The organism is Streptomyces sp. NPDC016309, assembly GCF_043077235.1.
GTDB lineage: Bacteria > Actinomycetota > Actinomycetes > Streptomycetales > Streptomycetaceae > Streptomyces.
Map to the genome: position 1 here is coordinate 38081 of NZ_JBIBSG010000018.1, position 19612 is coordinate 57692.

Here is a 19612-nt window from a genome sequence, read left to right on the forward strand (position 1 = left end):
CTTAACTGCATGAGGTGTCTTTCCTCGCGATAGCCGAGGGAAGAGGCCCGCTTCGATTCTGGTGGCGGGCGGCGGTGCGAAGGGCCGGGCGCCAAGGGACGACCCGTTGTTGCGCGAGTGCCTTGCAGCACCGTCCCGCATCCTTCCGGGACCCTCGCTGCCCCGGCCGCAGGGCTATCTGGTGACTGCTTGTGGCAGCTGAGTGCTGTTGTGTGTCGAGGATGAGGAGTGGTTGCCTGCTGGCAGGCGAAGAGACTTGAGTCTCCAGTAGGGGGAGACACAAGGGTGGGGGCATGGACGGCGACACGCTCTACTCGATCGGCGAACTCGCTCGACGGACCGGTCTCACGGTCAAGACCATTCGGTTCTACTCCGATCGCGGAATCGTGGCGCCGACGGACCGCAGCCCGGCCGGCTACCGCCTCTACAACATCGACGCCGTCGCACGCCTGGACCTCGTGCGGACCCTGCGCGAGCTGGGACTGGACCTTCCCACGATCCGCAAGGTCGTGGACCGCGAGCTCTCGCTTCCCGAGGTCGCCGCGGCGCACGCCGAAGCACTGGCAGTGCAGATCCGCGTCCTGCGCCTGCGGCGAGCGGTGCTGACGGCGGTGGCCGAGCGCGGGTCCACACCTGAGGAGATGGAACTCATGCACCGGCTGGCCCAGCTTTCCGAGGACGAACGCCGACGTGTGATCGGCGATTTCCTCGACGCCGTCTTCGGCGGTCTTGACGCCGCCCCCGCATTCGCGGGGGTCATGCGCTCGATGACCCCCGAGTTGCCCGACAACCCGGAGGCAGAGCAGGTCCAGGCCTGGGTGGAGTTGGCCGAACTGTCCCTGGATCCGGATTTCCGCGCCGTCGTGCGGCGGATGGCCGAGGACCAGGCAGCCGAGCAGACCCGAAGCGACATGAGGGGCCCGCGCCGCGACATCGCCGCAGCCGTCCGTGACGAGGCCGGCCCTGCTCTGACCGCCGGCATCGACCCGGCCTCGCCCCAGGCCGATCCGATCGTCGCGGCGTTCACGGCGCACTACGCGCACCTCCTCGGCCGCCCCGACGACGTCGAGCTTCGCCGCCGGCTGGCGACTCGGCTGGAGAGCGTGAACGACCCACGCAGGGAGCGATACCTCCAGTTGCTCGCAGTGGTCAACGGCTGGCCGGCCCCGGAGAGTCTGGCTCCGGTGTTCGATTGGTCCGTCCAGGCTCTGCGCGTCCGGACACAGCAATAACGGGGCGGTCGCAAGGCGGCATGGGGCCGCCGCGCCTGGGGTCGGGTGAAAACGCCGCCACATATGATCGGTTGATGAGTGCCCCGGTCGTACTTCAGGTGGCCGCGGCGCCGGTCTCTCCCGCTCTCGCCGACGAGGTACCAGACGCCCGCCTTGAGGACCGGCCGTAGGGGTCGAGTTCGCGCAACCAAGGCGCAAGGCGCTGCGTCGATTACTGACGGAACTGCTGACGCACGTTGATGAAGGAGTGCACATGTTACGCACGCACGGCCCTCTTGCCTCTGCGATGAGCCGGCGCATGCTGCTTGTGGCCGGTACGGCCACCGCCACGACCCTGCTCACGACCGCGCCCGCCCGCGCGTCGAACGGTGTCACCGGCAGTCTTGGTGCGCTGGAGGAGCAGTACGGGGCCCAACTGGGGGTCTATGCCCACAATGTTCGCACTGGGGAAACGATCCGGCACCGTGCCGACACGCTGTTTCCGATCTGTTCGCTGTTCAAGACGCTCGCCGCCGCGGCGGTGCTGCGCGACCTGGACCGCGACGGCGAGGTGCTGGGCCGCCGGATCCACTACACCGCGGCCGACCTGGTCGACAACTCAGACGTGACAAAAGATCACCTGGCCACGGGCATGACGATCAGCGAACTCTGCGACGCCGCGATCCGCCACAGTGACAACACCGCGGGCAATCTGCTCCTGCGCGAACTGGGCGGCCCCACAGCGATTACCCGTTTCGCCCGTTCCCTCGGTGACCCGGTGACCCGGCTGGACCGGTGGGAGACGGAGCTGAACTCGGGGGAGCCGTGGCGGATCACGGACACCACCAGCCCGTGCGCGATCGGCCGCACCTACGCCCGGCTCGTCCTCAGCGACGCGCTCGGCCGGCCCGGCCGCGCGCTGCTCACGCACTGGCTGCTGCACAATCAGACGAGCAACACCCGCCTGCGCGCGGGGCTGCCGTCCTCATGGGCCGTGGCGGACAAGACCGGTGGTGGTTCCTACGGCACCAACAACAACGTGGGTATCGCCTGGACGGAGGACGGTGCCCCGCTGGTCCTCTCCATCATGTCCCGCAAGTTCGACCAGGGCGCCGCGACGGAGAACAAGCTGATCGCGGACACCGCGCTCCTCTTGGCCGGCGCCCTGCGCTAGCACCACTTCCCACGCATCTACGCACGACGCGCGGCAGCCTGCCGGCTCGGTTTTCGTTCCAGGCGGCCTGAGACGGCAATGAGGGGCATCCGGCAGGCGCTTTGCCCTGCCGGATGCCCCGGAAGAGGAATGCACCGTCCTCGCCATTGCGTGCGATGACCGCCGCCCTCGTCGCAACCGTGCTCCGGGACACCGCCAGGAGGAACAGTCCGCATTCATCCCGGCCTTGGCGCGATAGTCAGGGCCGGGCCCGCGGCCGGTCTCAACTGCGTGCGCGCGAAGACGACAGACATCGGAGCCACAGACGACATCGTCGCGCCGTGGCCCCGGACAGCATGCAGCAGTACGCCCTGGGACCATGTGCCGGCGCTCTACCCGTGGACGATGAGGACGAGCTGCTGGCGTTCTACGACTTCCCCGCCGAGCACTGGATCCACCTGCGGACCACGAATCCCATCGAGTCGACGTTCGCCACCGTGCGGCTGCGGACCAAGGTGACGAAGGGTGCCGGCAGCCGGGCCGCCGGGCTGGCGATGGTTTTCAAGCTGGTCGAGTCAGCCCAGGCCCGCTGGCGAACTGTGAACGCACCCCACCTCGTCGCTTTGGTCCGTGCCGGGGCGCGCTGCGAACGCGGCCACCTCGTCGAACGCCCCGAGACCCTCTCGGCGTGAGCGGCCCCAGCCGATCCGCAGAGGCCGGGAGGGTCTCAGGCACCCGTGCGCCGTATGCGCAGGTGGCCATCGCGGGGAAAGGAGGGCGGTGCCGCGGGCAGGATGGTGTCGAACTCGTAGCGGCTCTTCTGCGCAACCCGGCACGATGCCAGGTTGTCCACCTGGTGCAGGAGTTCGAGACGCTCCAGCCCGTCGGATCCGAAGGTGTCGAAGGCCCAGCTCGTGAGTGCCTCCAGAGCGCGGGAGGCCACTCCCCGCCCGCGAGCGAAAGCCGCGGTCCAGTAGCCCACCTCAGCCGCCGGTTTGCCGGAGGCGACTTCCTTGAGGACCACGTTGCCCACCGACTGTTCGCGAACTGAACCGGGTTGTTCCTCAAGGACGGCGAAGCCGAACCGGTCCCCCGCTGCCCAGCCCTGCTGCTGAGCCAGCACCCACCGCGCCCCGTCGGCATCGTTGTTCACCACAGAGCTCGCCCACTGGCGCAGTGCGGGATCCCGGCTCACATCGACCAATGCGGCAACGTCCTCCAAGCGCCAGGGGCGAAGAGCAGCGGTACACGGCGCGGTGCCGGACCTATCGGATGTCGTCGATCCTCCGCCTGGACATCGGGGAGGACGGCTTCGAGTGCCACGACGGCTTCGACCTGACTGCCCACTGGCAGGACTACTCACCGCCCACCGGCTGCGGCCTTAGACCTCCCTCCGGATCGCTCCGGCACTGCTCGCCGCACTGCCGGACCGCCTGGACGCGGCACTGGTCCGCACCGTCGAAGCCTCGGTAGGTCCGCCGGACGCCGACGGCTGGGTGACAGCGACGGTATCGCTGGAATCGGTCGGTCTAGCGGTCCTGTCACTGGGGCCGGACCGCGAGGTGCGCCGGTTCGGTGGTGACCTGCCGGCGGGCCCAGATGGTGCTGTTATCCGTGCAGGGCATGCCCGTAGCGCGGTGAAAGGGACCGGCTCGCGCCCCGGCCGATGTCCTCATGCCGCAGATCGCCCCGGTGCGGGCCAAGCAGGGCAAGCTGCTCCGCGCGGAGCCGGTGGCGCAGCAGATGGTGCAGGACCGGGTCAGGTTGCGGGGGGTGTTCACCGACGTGGAGCGGGAGTGGGCCACCTGGATGCCGTCCGATCCGGACAGCCCTGGTCGTATCGACGCGTCGTGCATCCTCGTGTACGGGCTGATCCCCGAGGCGAACAAGGGCGCCATCGTTCACGCTCCGCTGCCGACCGCGCCCACGCCCGACGGCCGTCAGGCTCCGCCGTCTGCGGGGCCGTACGGCTGGCGCATCAGCAAGTAGGCGAGTCGCGGCGGAGGCACCAGCACCGGTAGATGAACATCCGCGAAAGGTCCGTACGGCCCGGAGCCATACCGGAGTTATGGGCGTCCTCTGCTACGGACCTGAAGGAGATGGCGTGCAAAACGGTGAGCGCCCGCCTTGCCGGGCCGCACCCACGACCTGACCGCCGCCCGTGCCCACCGGATGACGGTTGGAGGACGCCGGCACCCGCACGATGACCACGGCATTCTCGCGCTGGAAGGTACGGCCGTCGTCGCTGGTCGGTTCGGTCATCGCTTGATGATTTCACGACGCCGGTTCCGGGCGAAGGCCCGGACCCGCATCCGAGACAGCGCCCGGGCGGGAACCGGGAGCAGTCCGCTCCCGCGTTCTGGCAGTGCCGCAGGACGGCGCAAAAGGCGGTGGTGGGGTTGTGCCGGTGGCCGGCCGCGCCGCCTGTCGGGGGCTGTGCAAGCATGGCGGCAGCGGCCTCGTGCTGGACTTCGACGCTCGGACCAGGGGAGTGGGTACGGTTACGCGGTAGGCACGTCCTTTGTACGCGTTTGGTACGCCTCACACCCACTTCACGCCGAGGTGCCGAAGTGCGTCGAGCTGGTCGGCGTCGAGTTTGTCGCGTCTCTGCTTGGTGTTGCTGTACCAGATGCCGAGCTTGTTGCTGTACCAGATGCCGAGCTTGGTCTCGGTCCCGTCAGGCAAGATCACCACTGCCTTCCTTGGTACGGGCCGGCCCGCGCCTTCCCGCTCGACCCACTGCGTGAGGGCCGCCAAAGACAGCCCTGCCGCCGATGGTGGCCGGGGTGACGGCGGCGCCCCATGCGGTGCCGAGACGGGCCATGGAGACGGCGATGGGGTCGGGCCGCATCCCGGCGCGCTGCCAGGTGGCGCGGGCGGCCTCGGCGTCGGGCCAGTATCGGTCGGTGTCTAGTTGACTGTGCTGGCCGTTTTGGTTGCGGTAGGTGTTGAGGGCTGGGCCGAATCGGATGATCGGTGTGGGGACGCGGGTGGGGTCGTAGTCGGCGGTGGGGAGCCTGTCGAGTGCTGCGAGCGCGGTTCGGCAGGTGGGGGTGTCGAGGAAGTTGGGCACGCGGACGGCGGCGAGGGTGTCGGCTGCGAGGTTTGCCAGGTGCCGGTCGGTGAAGGAGTTGGAGTCTGCTGCGGTGAACAGGGGGTCGAGTGCCGTGGTGCGGGGCATGGTGCCTCCGTTAAGGATGCAGGAGCCTACCGTGACGGTACGGCGTACCGTACGCTGACTCGCATGCCTAGGCAATCCGCTTCCCTGGACCTTGCGACGCCCGAACGCATCGCCGAGCAAGCCCTGTTGATCGTGGATCAAGAGGGACCTACGGCTCTCAGCTTCCGGACCCTGGCCTCCGCCCTGGGCATCTCCGTCGCCTCGCTCCAACGCCGATGCACCGACCTTGCCGGACTGCTGGACCTCGTCACCGATCACCTCGCCACCCACCTGCCCGACATCCCGCCCGCCACCGACTGGCCGAGCGCTACAGAGCAGCGGTTCACCGCGCTGTACGAACTGCTGACCGCCCACCCAGGACTGATCGCCCTACGCGGTGCCCGACCCTGGCTCGGCCCGCAGTTGCTCAAGCGTCTGGTGGAACCGCAGCTCGCTGATTCCCTCGCCGCCGGCATGACCCCAGAGCAGGCGATCGTCACTTATCGGCGGCTGTACCTGCTCACCCTGGGCAGTGCCAGCTTCGTCGACCATCGCGACCCCAAGGCCGCCCAGGGGGCCACCAGACGCGCGCTGGCTGCCCTCGACCCTGAACAGTTCCCTGCCCTGACCTGCCACATGGCCGCGATCGTGCCCGCTGTGACCGACCACGAGGTCTACTACGGCGCGCTTCGCCAGCTGATCCGCGCCGCCACACCTGCCGGATCGGCGACTCCGCCACGCCACAGCTGAGGCACGGGCGCCACAAACCGGTGGGAACGCGCCCGCCACCGATGACCACCCTTTGGCGATGCTGTGGTGTCGAGTCACCGCCAACCGACGAGGATTCGGCCAACTGACACGGACGAGCCGAAGTCGACTGAGCTCAGCGCCGCCGCCGGTCAGCACGTAGTCAAGCGTGATTGATAAATGGCACTGCGGCTCCGTCGGGTCTGGCGGAGCCGCAGCCCTTCTGCTTGACTGACCGTCAGCCGTGCGATTGCCAGCAATCTTGACCGAAGCTGAGCTTCAGCAGACCGCCATTGGGGCGCTCTACCAAGAAGGAATCCCCCCGGCCAGAAGGGTGATCGAATGAGCCGCGATAAGCGATTTCCCACGAGTACGGCAAGCATCGTATTTGCAGCTCCCGGGCTCTTTGTCCTCCGCCGTACGGGGACTGAGGTCGGAGGTTGACTTATTCCTCCCGAGCTCGGCGCCTTGCAGATCCCGGCACTGCTGGCAATAAACGGAGGAATTAAGAGATGGTTCTGGCGGTCTTGACCGGGGCATCTTTGGGCGATGTCTGGATAGTCATTCCCGCTTTTCTGGTAGCGATCGCTGTCGTCTTCTACGTTGCGACCAAGCGAAAATGAACATCGCAACGCATCGTCTGCACCTCAACGACGTCGCCTCGCCCCCGGTCCAACCGCGCGCCCGTCCGCTAGGCGGGGACGGCTGGCGCGCGGTCGCGGAGGACGTGCAGCCGGGCTTGATGCTGGACATGCCCGGTCGAGGGGTACATAGCGGAGCTGGTGCGGGCCGATATGTTCTTCCGGGCTCGCGTCGGCGGGTCCCACGCGTATTCGAGGGGGGAAACATGCCTGATGAGCGGCTTGCCGCGGAGTGGCTCCGGTCCTGGTGGAAGCCGGCTGACGCGGCGCTGACGAAGCTGATGCAGTCTTTCCTTCCGACGCACGGCTTCCCGCCCGGCCACAACGCCGTGATGCTCGCAACCGACGACAGCCACCAGGCGACGGACGCGCTCGTGGACCTGACGCCGATCCCCTCAGACCTGACCACGCTCTACTGGGTGATCAGCGAGGCTTTCCTGCCCGACGTCGACAGCGGGTACTTCATCCACTCACCTGAGACGGCGGCGGAACACTTCCGCGAGTACGGCCCCGCACTGATTGAGGGGGAACCGATCGCGATGGTCTTCGCCAGCGACGGCGGGGGTCATCTGTTCGCGATAGGAGACAGCGGACAAGTCTGGAAGTCCACCACGGCTTCCTGGCCTGACGACTTCGAGGTCGCCGCGTCCAGCTTGCAGGAGTTCCTCGAACAACTCGGCCGCCGGATCGCGAACCAGACCTGATCACGAAACCCCCGCGCTAACTGGCCCAAGACCCCCTGCAAGCACTGCGGGAAGAAAATGCGGGTCCATCCCGGACAGCGGCGCCACCTGGGTTCCTTCTGTCACCAGAAGGCCTACCGGCAGTGGAAGAGCGAGCGGCGGCAGGGATGATGGCCTCCATGGACACGACACCATCGGGCCCGCAGCTGGTCGAAGCAGGTTGGCAGAAGGTCCGCGACGACGGGCGGGTCCGTCCCGAGTTGCTCGAAGCTGCCTACGCCGAACCCCGTCTGCGCCAGCTGTTCCCGTGGACCGGAATGGGAGAGCTGCACTTCAGCCGCTGCACAGAGCAGCGCTGGACATGGGACATTCCCTACATCCAGCCCGCGGCAGGAGGCAGCTACTGGGTCTCCGGCCCTTTGCGCAGCGAGACCGTCGGGCCGGCCGCGACCCCACAGGAGGCCGTCGCGATGGTGATCGAGCGCCTCCCTCTGAACGCCGGACCTGCTTTCGTCGGGACTCCAGCAGAACTCGCAGCCCACGAAGCCAGGGCCTCGTCCACGGCCGATGGGTCCCAAAACATCGGCCACTCCGCGAACTGATCTAGTCCAACCGTCGAGGCCAGAGGCCCGGCAGCGTGTCACCCATCAGGCAACCGCATGGGGAATCAAACTTCACTGATAACGGTCAAACTTCACTGTCACAGGACACCGACCCACAAAACAACCGCCCGTCCGCGCGCCGAACCTGGCCGGCTGACCTGATCGGGCGGGGCGGACGGCGAGGGCGAGCTCGAGGATGGCTTCGGCCGCGGTGATACCCGCGTCTCGAGTCTCGGCACGCAGCGCACGGGCGACTTCGAGCGCGGGCAGCGTGCCCGTGCCGAATACGAGCGCGGCGATCCTCACTGTGAAGCTAGTGGCGCGCAGATCGAGGCCGATAAGGAGTTGCTCGGCGAGGTGGACCTCGTCCGCGGGGCCGAGGCCGGTGACGGCGAGGACGAGAGCGCGGTGGGCTTGGCTGGTGGCGTTCACGAGAACGGAAGGCACCCCCTGGACCCTTCCGTAGGCCGGGTAGAGGTAGGCGTCGACTGGGTGGAGGCATGCCAGCGCTCCTACGAGGGCGTCCGGGCCACCATGTCCGTCGGCGACCGCAACCAGCTCTCCAAGGGGGCTGCCGAGGTCCGCGACCGGTCCGCCGCCGACTTCCACAAGACCCTGTGGGACCGGCCGGACGTACGGAAGCGATGGATCCTGCGCGCCCGCAACGAGAACTCCGTCCGGGAGGTCTCCGACACCCTGGCCTGGACCGTCGCCGCCAGCCTGGACCGCTTCCTGCCCACCCACCTCCTGGGCCCCACTGTCATGGACGCGGTGCTCCACAGCTTCGCCGACGCGGTCGATATGGATCGCGACAACGCGGCACACGTGCAGGCCGGGCCGGGGAAGGAGAAGGTCTGGATGCTGTACGTCTCGCGGCCAGAAGCGGGGGTGCTCGACTGGTTCATCCGCCGCCACCCCGACTTCGCCCACCACTACATCGGCGAGATCACTCACGGGGCCCACCGGCGGAGGAGACCATTCGCACACTGCGCACGGCCGTCTCCATGGACGGCAAGATGAGCGACGACGAGCGGAAGACCTTCTTCGCCCTCCTCGCACCGCTGGCGAAGACCGCCTGACCCGTACCGTCCGCACGGACAGCAGGGGCCCGGAGCCATGCACGTGCCTCCGGCCCCCGCGCGACTGTAACCGCGATGCGCCCACCCGAGCGGTTGCCCCTTGTTGGGGCTAACAGCAGGCAACACCCGCCGACACGTCACCCAGGGCGTGGGCGGCCGCGACGAACGGTTCGGGCCGACGCCGTGCCGCTGTACGACGGCACGTATGCCGCCGAGCCCGCCGACCGCTACCCATAGCGCCAAGTTTGTCCACGGGGCGGTGCCGCTGTCGGCACCGCCCGATACTCACCACGGCGCGGCGCGTGACCGTCTGCCTGCGGCGGTTCCGGTATGCCTTCTGCCGGCAGGCATTGATCCGCACTGCGGCCCTCGCCGCGCTCGTCGTCGCCACCGGCCGCACCGTCAGCGAGCTCGCCACTCTCGACCTCGCCGACCTCCAGCTCGACCACCGGCCGCCCCGCATCCTCCTCGACAGCGGCCCCCTTCCCCTCGACACCGACACCGTGCGCACCTTGCGGCGGTGGCTGCGCCAGCGCGCCGGCATCACCTCCACCCTCGAAGGGGACCCCGGCTACCTATGGGTACCCACCAAAACCGGCCGCCCCCTTGACGACCAAGTCCCGCCCGGCGCTCGCCGCGCCGCCGTACGCACGCTCCACGACGCCCACCGACGCCTCGTCCTCAGCATCCTCGGCACTCCACTACGCCCCGGCGCCCTACGCCACGCACGCTGACAACGCGGTCTCCCGGCCGGCGCGCATCCCTCCAGGGCCGTCAGTCGTTGAACGGTGGGTGCACCCGCGGGCCCGGTGCCGGCCCGATCGCCGTGCCCGCCTCCCACGCCCCCCGACGTCATCCAGCCACCCCGGGCCGCTGCCCTTGACCAGCCCCGCCTAGCAGGCATGCTGACGGACAGGCACACCGGTGCCTGCATCGCGCAGAAGGGGGTGGGCAACCGTGCAGTGCCCGAAGTGCGGGGGCTCGGCACAGCAGGGCCCCGACGGATCGTGGTCGTGTCCCCTGTGCGGGCCCGTCAGCGGCGCCGTCCCAAGACACCAGGCCGACGCCGCCTGCCGCACACGCCCGGCCGCCGCTACCCTCCACAGCATGACCGAACCACGCCAGCGCAAGCCGGCAGCCTGGGCCCCGGAACCCCTTGACACCCCCACCGGCGAGGCCGGGGCCAGCAACAGCGACAGGGAGCTGGAGATCACGCATACCGACTGTCGTGCGTGCGGCGCCGCAGTGTCCGGCCTCAACGGCCGATACGCGTGCGGCGTGTGCGGCTGGGTGAACGCCTGGTCCGAAGGCCACTCAGCGCTGCCGACGGCGGCCGACGACTCCGGCCCCCACGCTCCCAAGGATTAACCAGTCTGCCTCCAGACCCCTGGGCACTTCGCGGCAGTCGCTTACTGATCGTTTCAAAATGAAGTTTGGAGTCATCTCCAGGCAGATCATGATGCAGGCGAGTTGGAACAGGTTGAGGTGGATGTCCGCGCGTACGGATGACGCTCGCTCGCGCTGTGCCCGCGCTGATCGACCGCGACGACTCGATACCGGGCAATCAGCCGCGAGGCCACCACCTCCCGCTCACCCGCATGACCGACCAAGCCGTGCAGCAGCACGACCGGATCCCCCGGCCCGCCCCGGTCCCGGCAGACAAGCCGAGGCCCGTCGCGCACCACCACACGCTCGGACCACATCACGACCGCCCCCCAGGAATCGTCTCGCCCCGATCATGCCCCGACAGCCACGAGCCACGAGCCGCGCTCAAGGCCGCCCGTCTCGAAGGCGCGTCGGCATGAAACACCGGCCACGTCCGCGGCGACGGTGCCCTGCGACCGCAGCGGGGAGACTGCCACTGTCAGACCCAGGTGGCAGCATCACCGAAGTGAACGCCCTGAGGCGTCCTTAACTCATTTCCGTCGCGAACGAAGAGGAGCATTCCCCTTGCGACTGCATCGCGTAGCGCCCGGCATCGCCGCGGGCATCCTTGCCCCGGCCCTCCTGCTCGTCACCCCGTCCTTCGCGGCCACGGCGGCACCGACCGCGGTGACGGTGCCTGCGGTGTCCTCGTCCGCGGACGAGCCGGACGCCGACGACCTGAGAGTGGCCATAGTCCGGATCCTCGCCAACCCGGACAGCGGCCGGCGTGTGACACGAGAAGCCAACACCCTTCTGGACGCCAACGACCCCGAGGCGATGCGCGCCTGGCTGGAGACCGGCTACCGCATCGCCCAGGCCGAGGACGACCGCGTCGCCATCGCCCGCATTCTCGCCGATTCGTCCATCAGCCCGGCCCTGCGCGCGGCAGCCAACGCCGCCCTGGACGACAACACCCCCGAAGCACTACGCCACTTCCTGGAAGTCGGCAGGTACCAGGTCGCCTGACCGGCACGGCGCCGCAGCACAGCGGGTCCCCCGGGTGGCACCCCCTGCCGCAGGCCCGGTTGCCGCAACGCCGAGAATCCGGGCGGGGCCGCCTGCACCTCTATGTGCCGGCGTCCCCGCCCGGCAGGCCCTGTGTCGGCTCGGCACCCTCCGCAGAGCCCTGTGGTCTCGCCGCCCGGTGCGGCATGGGCCACTGACACCTCCGACAGCAGAAAGCACATTATTCGATGACCACACAACCCCTACGCGCCGAGCGCAGCGGTCCGCAGACCGCTTCCGTCGGGACCGACCTGCCGTTCAAGCCTCAGCTCGTCAAAGCGGTGTTCAGGGACGTGACCTCGTTGCACGTCTCCCGGTCGGCCGCGTGGGCCGCCGCGTCGGTGACGCGGACCGTGCTGACGGAGATCATCGACGGCGCGAGAAGCGCGGCGGCCGAGGAGGTCAGGAAGAGGCTGATTCCCAAGGACCTCATCTCGGCGATCGACCGGAACATCGAGGTGGAGGTGGGATCGGCGTGGTACCTGCACAGCCCGACCTTCCACGGCCTGATGGGCGAGGTGCGCAACGCCGATGGTGCGCTCGTGTCTCTTCGTGAGCGCCGCGGGGCGCGTACACCGAGTGGTGTGGCTGGCGCCCACCGGTTCGAGGCCGGGGTGAGAAGGCTGCTGAAGAGCCGGGGGGTGAGGGCGGTCCCGGCGATGGTCCGCGACCTGGACGGGATCGCGAGCGTGTTCCTGACGGCCCTGGCCCGGGACGCGGCCCAGGTCGTCCGCGAGGGCGGGGTCAAGCGGTTCGGGACGGTCAGTCTGGTGGTGCCGGGCGAGCCAGCCCCGGCCCCGCCGCCGCTCAACGACACCCTCCTCGCCCTCTCCACCCGCCGCGGGGACAGCCGGACTGTCGGCGGGGACGACGTCCTGGCCGCCGTCACGATGCAACTGTTCGGCGATCTCAGACAACGCGCCATCACCGAGGCAGCCAAGATGACACGGAACACGTCGGCCAACTGATCGGGCCCACCCCTGCGCTCTGTTCCCGTGCACGGTTCCCGCGTGTGCGCGGCTCCCGAAATCTGCCGCCCGTTTTCGGCTCCGGTCGGGTCGCGAAAACGGGCTCGTCGCGGATCGCTGGTCGCAGGCGGAACGGTCCCGCCACAGGGCCTCAGCCCGCAGCGTCCTTTCCAACGGACCGACGGGCATACTCCAGGTTGGAGGGGGCGGTGAGGGTGTTCGGGTGGTTGTCACCGAGCAGGCGCTCACGGTCGGCCACCACTCTCTCCAGGATCGTGATGGCCTTGTCGGTCCGACCCGCCTGCCGGTAGGAGACGGCCAGGTTGACGCGGGCGGTGAGGGTGTTCGGGGTGGTGATCAGCGGGAGTTCGCCCTCGTGGTCTAGCCAGGTGGCTCGGTGGGTCAGCCGCGGGTGGACCTGGTCCCAGGCTAGCGTGACGGCGGGTTTCCCCCGGTCGACCCCGACCGCTGCGTGCCGGGATCCACCTGGGCCCCGGGGCCCTCGACCGCGGGTTCCGCCGGAGTGGTCCCGGGCCCCCAGGGTTCGGCGATACCTTGGTAAGACACGCCCGTTCCGCGCCCTACGGAGCCCTCGATGAGCGAACAGCCGGCCCTCGCCGCCGACACCGCCCGGCAGCAGCTGGACGCTGCGGCCGCCGACGCCGTACGCGCGTACGCCGCCCGCACCCGGGCCGCCGCCGACCAGTTCGCCGGCGTCCTGGAGGACATCGCCGCGAACGGTCTGCCCTCGGTCGAGGAGTGCACCCCGTGGGAGGAGCTGCGCGAACAGCACCTCGCCCGCCTCGCCCGCCAGCGCCCGGCCGTCGCCTGATGGCCCCGCAGCACGGCTTGCGCCGCGCCCGGATCGCGTTCTCCGACGCCGCCGCCAAGCAACTGGAGAACATCACCAGCGAGGCGGAGATCCACGCCCTGGACCGCGCCCTGGTCGTCGTCTCCGTCGACCCCGACGTCGGCGAGCCGATCCCCGGCGACACCGCTGGCCCCCAGCTGCGCCAGTACACCGACGACACTGACGGATCGGCACCGAGTTGTAGATCCCTCCCCCTGAGAGCGAAGCTCGCGCGGGCACGCACCACCCGCCGCCACCTGCACTGAGATCCACCCCGCCCGACCGGCGCACATGATCGTTCCCGGCGCTGTGCGGCCGTCTGTGGCGCTCTGACGTTCGAGGGGCGTTGAAGCGCCCTGCCCCACGGCGACGGCTTCACGACAGGCGCCATGCCCTCCCTCCTCGGTCGCCGCCTCTCGCCGCTCCCGCCCCCAAGCTCTGCTCAGAGGGAAGGAAACCCAACCCGCACGTAGGTACCACCTGCGGGACCAACCAATGGGGTGCAAGAGGCGTTCCCGCCAGGTCGCGACCGCCGACGGCTGTTACCGGCCGGGCGCAGCGCCTCGCTACTTGGCCGCCGACGTCCTGCTGCTCCTGGGTGGTGAGGGGTGCAAGGCGTCTGCTGCACATCCGGTGAGGAGTGCAGCGCAGCGCAGTATTCGCACGGTCCAGATGGCACACGGGTGCCGCACGGGTAGCAAGGGGCCTAACCCGAGCAGCAGGGAGGGCAGACTGGGCCACCGGGCCGCCGCCGTTTGTTCTGCTGCTCCAGAGCAAGCCGGTTCACCTGGTGCTACCGGCAGCTCCTGTCAGCCGCCCGCCTCCGGTGGCGACGTGATTCGCGTTGTTCTGCTTCTCCCAGGACGGCACCCAGGCCCAGGTCGCCGGCGCGGGTGGGACGCGCATGCTGTCCGGCGCCGAGCCGGGGGCGCTCTCGCCGAAGCGCTCGCTAGCGTCCGCAGGACGTCAGGTTCTGCGGAGAGACCACCTGAACAAATCCGACGTACCGTCCCCGTTTGGCCCTGAGGTCCCCAGGGTCACGGCTTAGTAGGCCGCGCGTACGCTATCGGCGGCAGCGGTTCCCAAGCCTTCCGGAAACTCTCCCCTACTTTCTGGTTCTGAAGCGGGATGAACTTGCCCTTGAACAGAGGTACATCGACGATGTATGTCATGTCGCCTGTCGTGAAGATCATGTCTGAGCACGGCGGCACGCTAGGCATTCTTAGAGCGAAGAGGATCTCCTCAAGGTGGGGGTTACCCTCGGCGAGAAGTGGCACCGCGAACGTCATCTGGACGTTGGAGATGGGATCCGGTGACCTATTCATCATGTGCAGGCGGGCCTTGCCGTCGTGTTGCAGGTCCACCCAGTAGGAGATCAGGTCAGCCTGGGCCCGCTCTTTCTCCTCGGCGACTTGTCGCGACTGATCGAGCTGGTCATCTGCCACCATGGCGCTGAACAACGTCGCTACGCCCGTAGTGATGAGGCCAGCGATGCTTGCGATGATCGTGACGATCACGCCGATTTTCACCGCGAGAGGTGAATGCTGCCCTTCTTTCCCAATTTCTTGCCCAATTGTCTCTGCCATCTCTTGATCGTGCGAGAGCCGCCTACATGTGCGGGCGGGACATCCCGGACACGTACGCCTTGAGCCCGTACCGGGTTAACCTGCCACTCGGCCCGATCGTCGTCCCAGCCGGTGGGGGAGCGGGCGCCTTGCGCTTCGCGCGGGCGCTCTGGTCCCCGCCAATCAGGTGCCGGTTAGTCGACGGCCGCGCGCATTCCAGCTTGGCCACGTCGGCCTACGGGGGGCCGTAGGCACGGCAGTAGGTATTGGGGGGTGAGGAACATCAGGACGACACCCGGACGAACGCGCGGGCGGCGTCCAAGCCGGAGGCGGTGAAGGCCCAGTCAGTTCCGGGTGGCCCGGACGGCGGCTTTGTCGTAGAAGAGCAAGACAGCGACACCATCGGTGTACGGGTGCCCAGTGCAGCAAGGCGGGACGGTGAGTTAGGGTGCGGACCTTACGGTGCTCAGCCGAACCGGCGGGATCGTGATCGCCCCTCAGCCTCCGGCAAGAGCTCTGCGAAGGTGGCTCTGACTTCCCGCGCGGTGTCGGTGAAAGTCTCCGGATCGGCGGCGGCGAGGCGCTGGTAGATGACCATGCTCTCCGAGAGAGTGTTCAGGACTTCCGACATGTCGTCATGCATGTTGTATTTCGACAAGCTCAAGGCGTACAGGGCTTGGGCGAGGCGCGGCAGGTGGGCAGCTGGGTCCGCTCCGGCTAGGCGTCTGCGGATGTCGACGGCTTCCTCGACGGCAAACCGGGCCTCCGGTTCCCGGTTGCACCCGGAGAGCATCATGCCTTGCTCGAACAGGGCATGTGCGAGTCCCGCTTCGTGCGCCGCAGGATCGACCGCGACCAGCCGACGACATATGGCCACCGTCTCCATGGTGATCGGCAGGGCCTCGGCGTAGCGTTCCTCGGACTGCAGCAGGGTGCTGAGGCGGCCCAGGACGGTCGCCAGGCGCTCATCGTGGGCCGTGGGGTTCCCGGCGGCGAGCTTGCGGTAGAGGCCGGCCGATTCCTCAGTGGCCGCGTAGGCCTCGGCCTGGTGCCCCGCAGCTACTTCGCAGGTGCCCAGGTTGAACAGAGCCATGGCGAGCCCCTGCTCGTTGGCAAGGCTCCATTTGAGGACGAGCCGACGCCATAGGGTCACGGACTCCTCGGCGGCGGCGAGGGCCTCGGTGGGCCGATCGGCCTTGAACAGGTGGCTGGCGTAGTTGTTCAGTGCCATCGCGAGGTCGAAGGTGTGGGCTGCCGGATTGACCTCTACGGCCTTTCGGAACCCGATCACGGCTGTCTCGGTCGCGGCAAGGGCCTCCTTCATACGTCCCTGATCTGCAAGACGTGCGCCGAGGTTGAGCTGAGAGGTGGCGTTCTCACTCACATAGATACGGACGCCGCTGGCGGCCAGGCGATCCTCGATGGCGGTGGATTCCTCTGCGGCGGCAAGGGCATCGGCCCCCCTGCCCACTTCGTACAGCCTTGTGGCGAGGTTGCTCAGAGCCTGTGCCAGACGCCGCTCGTCGTTGGAGGTGGCATCGTCGCCGTCGATCAGTCGGCGGTTCAGTGCGACGGCCTCTTCGGCCGTCTCCAGCGCCTCCGCTCGCAGTCCGAGCTCTGCGAGGTAACCGCCGTACAAGTTCAGCGAGGAAGCGAGAAGAGGCATGTTGAAGAACGGGTCGTCATCGGCGATATGGCGCCAGATCTCCACTCCGTCACGAGCCATGTCGGCGGCCCGCTCGTGGAAGCCGGCGCAGTGCAGCCGCTCGGCGAGCTCGGTTCGGTACATGGCGTGCAGGCGGAGGTTGTCGGTGCGTTCGATACGCGGCCCGATGACGCGGTGCGTGATGGCGGCGATGCCCCCGGCGAGGTCTGCGTGCGGTCCGTTGGGCAGCAGGGTCTCAATGGCCTCCAGAGCGTCGGTGTCGGCGCTCTCCTGCATGGCGAGTGCGAGCAGAGCGGCGTTGCCGGCCTGGACGGCCAGCTGGGGGTGTTGCTTCAGCAGCGGATAGAGGTACTCGGCTCCGACATGCGGCCATCGTTCCGCTGCCGCCGTCAGGGTGGGGATGGCGCGGGCGAGGTAGGGCGGAGGGCCGGCCTCGCCCACCGTGGGTACGTTCCCGGTGGGGCCCCAAGTCCTCGCCATGGGCGCGGCCCCTGCGGTTTGTACGGTTTCTGCGGTAAGTACGGTCTCTGTGGTGGCCGGGGCCCAGGGGGCGGCCGGGTAGTCAGCGGTGTGCCCGGGCAGGGTCAGGGCGAGGAAGTCCTCGGCGAGGCGGTCGGGGTAGAGCGGTTCCAGAACGGTGGGGATCGTGGGGTTAGCGGGCGGATAGCAGACGCCGTGATCGGCGAGGATCTGCGGCGCATCAAGCTCCAAGCCGAGGTCACGCAGCATCGCCGCGCCGGTCGGTGCGGGGACGGCGCCCGTCAGGGCAGCGGCGAACACCACCTGGTTCATCACCTGCGGTGAGGTCCGGTAGGTACGCTCCGCCGGGTTCAACTCATGGGTGCCGTCACCGTGCAGGCGCGCCCAGTGCAGGTGTTCACGATCGAGGAGGTAGATGGTGAGGCCCGCCATGTCCGACGGCAGACGGCTGCCGGTGGCTCGCGCGTCGACAGCGACCAGGGCAGCCATGTGCACGGCGAGGGTCAACCCGAAGTCCTCGTGGTCCAGGGAGGCGGGCGGCGGGATGTCGCTGGGATCGGCGATCCCGTAGAAGGCCGCGAAGCTGCTCCGCGCCGCATCGTACATCTCGGCGCGTTGCTCAGAGCCGTCGGAGGAGAGCGGTGCGAGTTGGTGGGTGGAGGTACTCGCCTCGTGATTGGCCAGGGTGGCGCGTACGGCGGGCCATGTGTCGCCGGTGCGGGCGAGGAGCAGGATGCGTGTCGGCATGCCGGTTCGGTGGAGCAAGGCGTTGCTGAACAGCCAGGTCAGATGGGTTAGCGGCCAGCGGTCGGCGTAGTCGACGATGAGGAGCACGCCGCGGGCGTGGCGCAGTCGGAGGTCCTGGCTCCCCGGTGGCGGATGGACGGAGCCGGGGCCGTGGGTCGCCGTGATGACGGTCCAACCCTGGTCGGCGGACCGGGCGGCGAATTCCGCGGCAAGCCGGGTCTTGCCCTGCCCGCCGGGCCCGTACAGCCATCGCGCTGCCAGGCGCGGACGGCTGTCGCGCCACTGGTGCAGCTGGGCCAGGTCTTCCTCGCGGCCGGTGAAGTCCGTCACCTCGTAGCGTGCGTTGAGCATGCGGCTGGGTGACTCCAGCAACCAGTCCGGCTCCGGGGTCCGGGGCACGCGCCAAAGCTCCAGCAAATACAGAGGGGTGCCGTCCCCGAAGACGTGGATGTCCGCACCGATCACCCCGTAGGCGAAGCCGCCCTCCGCACGTACTGTCAATTGGGGGCCATACGCTTCTTCCGGCTCCTCTCGCGCTTCAGCTGACCGACTCACTCGGCACCCCCAGTGTTGACGACAGAATTCGACCCAGGAGCGGCTGGCCGCACCGGTCCAGGGCCTGAGAAGTTATCGATGTGAACGCCGCTGCCGGGACCCACGGCTGCCGCAGCAATTCCACCGTGAGCAATAACGTGCACTATCCATTGCTGCTGGACAGGTGGAAGCTGCTGCTGCACCTCGCGGACTAGGGACTCCAGATCGTCAGCAGCATCCGGGTGATCATGTAGCAGATCTTCCAGGTCATCCCTCCAACGTGTGATCTGGTTCTGACGGGCAGTTCCGGAGTCTTCGGCGCGCGTCACGCGGGCAAGGCTTCTGTCTAGCTCAGCCTCGACCTCCTGCGGAGAACGGCCACGACGTTGAAATAGCTGCACGGTCCAGGTGCGGGCTGTTTCCCAGGTACTGGTGGCCATGGCGCCCACGATGGTCGTCGCGGCGGTCATGGCCAGGGCTGCCATCGCCGGATCCACGGGCATCGTCGATACTCCCTTGCTCGTCGGAGGTTGTTCCCTGAACTAGCTACGCCCAGGAGGGCAGCCTTAGGGATGACGGCCGGACCGGGCCCGGTGTCGCACAGCAGCGTGAAGCCCAAGAGGGCCCCACCCCGTTTGCCCGCCATGAGCTCCAGTTCGTCATCGACCACCTTCAACGCTCTGCATTGGCTGCCGATCCATGGCCGCATCATGCCGGAGAGCCGATGCTCGCGAGGGGTATTACGCCGAAGACCTCTCCACCGAGGCATTCCATGCTGCCGCGCCGCCGGGTGGACCTGTACGCCGACATCTGCTCGGCCCACAGACACCCCTTCGTGCACGGCGAGCCATCGTTTGCCGAGCAGGAAGGGCAACCTGTCGATCACCCCCTCGACCCACAGGTTCGCAGTCCTACGACCTGCAGGAAACGCGTGCAGCAGTGCATAGAAGGAATCCAACGTGGCAGCGCTGGAGGGCCGGTCCTCCAGGCCGGGGCGCGCGGAGGGTGCGGTACGCATCTGCGCCGCGAGCTTGTTGTGGAGGTGTCCGCGCAGGGCGTCTTCTGCTTGCCGGTCGGGGGCCGGGAGCGCGACTCG

At 68.4% G+C, this 19612-nt stretch carries 23 protein-coding genes and 2 pseudogenes; 15 read left to right on the forward strand and 10 right to left on the reverse strand.

The annotated features are described in order from the left end of the window. Window positions 1-293: 293 nt before the first annotated feature. The 3 genes and pseudogenes from ACF068_RS30595 to ACF068_RS30605 all read left to right on the forward strand — a co-directional run. Window positions 294-1232 (forward strand): MerR family transcriptional regulator, encoded by a 939-nt coding sequence (locus tag ACF068_RS30595; RefSeq protein ID WP_392277557.1) that lies wholly within the window; start codon window positions 294-296, stop codon window positions 1230-1232. 253 nt (window positions 1233-1485) lie between these two features. Continuing rightward, window positions 1486-2385: a class A beta-lactamase gene (gene bla, locus ACF068_RS30600; RefSeq protein ID WP_392277558.1), complete on the forward strand. Its 900-nt coding sequence runs from the start codon at window positions 1486-1488 to the stop codon at window positions 2383-2385. A 380-nt stretch (window positions 2386-2765) separates the two neighbouring features. Further along, a pseudogene (locus ACF068_RS30605) lies at window positions 2766-3056 on the forward strand (transposase); the annotation flags it as partial. Window positions 3057-3091: 35 nt separating this feature from the next. Here the strand turns inward: ACF068_RS30605 and ACF068_RS30610 are convergent. After that, window positions 3092-3727, reverse strand: coding sequence for a GNAT family N-acetyltransferase (locus ACF068_RS30610; protein ID WP_392277559.1), 636 nt, complete (start codon window positions 3725-3727; stop codon window positions 3092-3094). On the opposite strand from ACF068_RS30610, the gene ACF068_RS30615 reads away from it, so the two are divergent. Continuing rightward, window positions 3637-3837, forward strand: a complete 201-nt coding sequence (locus ACF068_RS30615) for a hypothetical protein (protein WP_392277618.1) — start codon at window positions 3637-3639, stop codon at window positions 3835-3837. The two genes, ACF068_RS30610 and ACF068_RS30615, sit on opposite strands and share 91 nt — an antisense overlap. A 201-nt stretch (window positions 3838-4038) precedes the next feature. After that, a complete protein-coding gene (locus ACF068_RS30620) occupies window positions 4039-4353 on the forward strand; it encodes a hypothetical protein (protein WP_392277560.1) in 315 nt (104 codons plus the stop codon). Window positions 4354-4446: 93 nt separating this feature from the next. Here ACF068_RS30620 and ACF068_RS30625 read toward each other — a convergent pair whose 3' ends face one another. From ACF068_RS30625 to ACF068_RS30635, 3 genes are all read right to left on the reverse strand, one after another. Then, window positions 4447-4626 (reverse strand): hypothetical protein, encoded by a 180-nt coding sequence (locus tag ACF068_RS30625; RefSeq protein ID WP_392277561.1) that lies wholly within the window; start codon window positions 4624-4626, stop codon window positions 4447-4449. Window positions 4627-4905: 279 nt separating this feature from the next. After that, window positions 4906-5055 (reverse strand): hypothetical protein, encoded by a 150-nt coding sequence (locus tag ACF068_RS30630; RefSeq protein ID WP_392277562.1) that lies wholly within the window; start codon window positions 5053-5055, stop codon window positions 4906-4908. Next, complete coding sequence (locus ACF068_RS30635) at window positions 5042-5545, reverse strand: hypothetical protein (protein ID WP_392277563.1); 504 nt, start codon at window positions 5543-5545, stop codon at window positions 5042-5044. Before ACF068_RS30635 ends, ACF068_RS30630 begins: the two co-directional genes overlap by 14 nt. A 63-nt stretch (window positions 5546-5608) precedes the next feature. Here ACF068_RS30635 and ACF068_RS30640 point away from each other — a divergent pair, with 63 nt between their 5' ends. From ACF068_RS30640 to ACF068_RS30650, 3 genes are all read left to right on the forward strand, one after another. After that, window positions 5609-6274, forward strand: a complete 666-nt coding sequence (locus ACF068_RS30640; RefSeq protein WP_392277564.1) for a TetR/AcrR family transcriptional regulator — start codon at window positions 5609-5611, stop codon at window positions 6272-6274. 844 nt (window positions 6275-7118) lie between these two features. Further along, window positions 7119-7616 carry a hypothetical protein gene (locus tag ACF068_RS30645; protein WP_392277565.1) on the forward strand — a complete coding sequence of 166 codons (498 nt, stop codon included), beginning with the start codon at window positions 7119-7121 and terminating at the stop codon, window positions 7614-7616. Window positions 7617-7774: 158 nt separating this feature from the next. Next, window positions 7775-8197, forward strand: coding sequence for a DUF6193 family natural product biosynthesis protein (locus tag ACF068_RS30650; protein ID WP_392277566.1), 423 nt, complete (start codon window positions 7775-7777; stop codon window positions 8195-8197). Between the two features lie 72 nt (window positions 8198-8269). On the opposite strand, the gene ACF068_RS30655 is transcribed toward ACF068_RS30650, so the two are convergent. Next, window positions 8270-8629, reverse strand: coding sequence for a hypothetical protein (locus ACF068_RS30655; protein WP_392277567.1), 360 nt, complete (start codon window positions 8627-8629; stop codon window positions 8270-8272). A gap of 60 nt (window positions 8630-8689) precedes the next feature. Between ACF068_RS30655 and ACF068_RS30660 the strand changes: the two genes are divergently transcribed. The 3 genes from ACF068_RS30660 to ACF068_RS30670 all read left to right on the forward strand — a co-directional run bounded on the left by ACF068_RS30660 (window position 8690) and on the right by ACF068_RS30670 (window position 10644). Beyond that, entirely contained in the window at window positions 8690-9217 is a 528-nt protein-coding gene (locus ACF068_RS30660; protein ID WP_392277568.1) for a hypothetical protein, read from the forward strand. 361 nt (window positions 9218-9578) lie between these two features. Further along, the gene (locus tag ACF068_RS30665; RefSeq protein WP_392277569.1) at window positions 9579-10010 is read left to right on the forward strand and encodes a hypothetical protein; all 432 of its coding nucleotides are present in this window, start codon (window positions 9579-9581) and stop codon (window positions 10008-10010) included. 373 nt (window positions 10011-10383) lie between these two features. After that, window positions 10384-10644 (forward strand): hypothetical protein, encoded by a 261-nt coding sequence (locus tag ACF068_RS30670; RefSeq protein ID WP_392277570.1) that lies wholly within the window; start codon window positions 10384-10386, stop codon window positions 10642-10644. A 134-nt stretch (window positions 10645-10778) separates the two neighbouring features. Here ACF068_RS30670 and ACF068_RS30675 read toward each other — a convergent pair. Next, a pseudogene (locus ACF068_RS30675) lies at window positions 10779-10979 on the reverse strand (alpha/beta fold hydrolase); the annotation flags it as partial. A 247-nt stretch (window positions 10980-11226) separates the two neighbouring features. Here ACF068_RS30675 and ACF068_RS30680 point away from each other — a divergent pair. Next, window positions 11227-11667 carry an ALF repeat-containing protein gene (locus ACF068_RS30680; protein WP_392277571.1) on the forward strand — a complete coding sequence of 147 codons (441 nt, stop codon included), beginning with the start codon at window positions 11227-11229 and terminating at the stop codon, window positions 11665-11667. Window positions 11668-11894: 227 nt separating this feature from the next. Next, window positions 11895-12674 (forward strand): hypothetical protein, encoded by a 780-nt coding sequence (locus ACF068_RS30685; RefSeq protein WP_392277572.1) that lies wholly within the window; start codon window positions 11895-11897, stop codon window positions 12672-12674. Between the two features lie 151 nt (window positions 12675-12825). Here ACF068_RS30685 and ACF068_RS30690 read toward each other — a convergent pair whose 3' ends face one another. Then, a complete protein-coding gene (locus ACF068_RS30690; protein ID WP_392277617.1) occupies window positions 12826-13380 on the reverse strand; it encodes a tetratricopeptide repeat protein in 555 nt (184 codons plus the stop codon). Between ACF068_RS30690 and ACF068_RS30695 the strand changes: the two genes are divergently transcribed. Both ACF068_RS30695 and ACF068_RS30700 read left to right on the forward strand, forming a co-directional pair. Beyond that, entirely contained in the window at window positions 13270-13506 is a 237-nt protein-coding gene (locus tag ACF068_RS30695) for a hypothetical protein (RefSeq protein ID WP_392277573.1), read from the forward strand. The genes ACF068_RS30690 and ACF068_RS30695 overlap by 111 nt on opposite strands. Beyond that, window positions 13506-13790: a hypothetical protein gene (locus ACF068_RS30700; protein WP_392277574.1), complete on the forward strand. Its 285-nt coding sequence runs from the start codon at window positions 13506-13508 to the stop codon at window positions 13788-13790. Before ACF068_RS30695 ends, ACF068_RS30700 begins: the two co-directional genes overlap by 1 nt. A gap of 771 nt (window positions 13791-14561) precedes the next feature. Here ACF068_RS30700 and ACF068_RS30705 read toward each other — a convergent pair. From ACF068_RS30705 to ACF068_RS30715, 3 genes are all read right to left on the reverse strand, one after another. Then, window positions 14562-15110 carry a hypothetical protein gene (locus tag ACF068_RS30705; RefSeq protein ID WP_392277575.1) on the reverse strand — a complete coding sequence of 183 codons (549 nt, stop codon included), beginning with the start codon at window positions 15108-15110 and terminating at the stop codon, window positions 14562-14564. A 445-nt stretch (window positions 15111-15555) separates the two neighbouring features. Then, window positions 15556-18483, reverse strand: coding sequence for a hypothetical protein (locus ACF068_RS30710; RefSeq protein ID WP_392277576.1), 2928 nt, complete (start codon window positions 18481-18483; stop codon window positions 15556-15558). A gap of 50 nt (window positions 18484-18533) precedes the next feature. Next, complete coding sequence (locus tag ACF068_RS30715) at window positions 18534-19001, reverse strand: hypothetical protein (protein ID WP_392277577.1); 468 nt, start codon at window positions 18999-19001, stop codon at window positions 18534-18536. Window positions 19002-19612: the final 611 nt, after the last annotated feature.